This is a genomic window from Maribellus luteus (assembly GCF_003576475.1).
In the GTDB taxonomy this organism is placed as follows: Bacteria; Bacteroidota; Bacteroidia; order Bacteroidales; family Prolixibacteraceae; genus Draconibacterium; species Draconibacterium luteum.
Genome location: NZ_QWGR01000085.1, coordinates 1 through 715, shown reverse-complemented (window position 1 = coordinate 715; position 715 = coordinate 1). Strand labels below are relative to the sequence as shown.

Genomic DNA, 715 nt, shown 5'->3' with positions numbered 1-715 from the left:
TGAGACCTTCGGCGAGCGGCTTCAGCAATTGGGCGCGGAAGCCGAGGAGAACGGCGACACGCGCGCGCAGACCATCCTGCAGGATCTGTACGACTACGCGCAGCAGATCGTGCCCGGCTGACGTAGCGGGGGCGCACCAAGAAAAACGGAGGCCGAAGCCTCCGTTTTTTTATTGGCAATGCCGAACGCTTAGCGCCGTTCAGGCCGCCTGCTGTGCCGCCGCCGGATCGCGCCACTGTGCCAGCAGCTTATTCCAGCGGATGCGCGCCGCAGCCAGGTTGGCCTCCTTCACATGGCCGAAGCCGCGGATGTCCTCCGGCAGGCGAGCCAGTTCCACGGCCTGCGCCAGCTTCTGCGCCGTCAGTCCCTTCGCCAGTTCATCGACCAGCGCGCGGTATTCGCCGATCAGCGCGCGCTCGGTGCGGCGCTCTTCGGTCTTGCCGAAGATGTCGAACGCCGTGCCGCGCAGGCCCTTGAGCTTGGCGAGCACCTTGAAGATGCGCATCGTGTTCGGACCGAAGCGTTGCTTGACCAGGTGGCCCTTCTCGTCACGCTTGGCCGTCATGGGCGGCGCGAGCCAGAAGTTGAGCTGGTAGTCGCGGCCGGGTTCGCCTTCAAACTGGGCGCGCAGCTTGTCGAGGAAGGCCGGATCGGTGTACAGGCGGGCGACTTCGTATTCGTCCTTGTACGCCATCAGCTTCGACAGGTTGCGTGC

1 protein-coding gene is annotated in these 715 nt (G+C 65.0%); it reads right to left on the bottom strand.

The annotated features are described in order from the left end of the window. Positions 1–199: 199 nt before the first annotated feature. The coding region (locus tag D1614_RS28030) for a DUF6537 domain-containing protein (RefSeq protein WP_206610146.1) at positions 200–715 on the bottom strand (516 nt) is incomplete at its 5' end.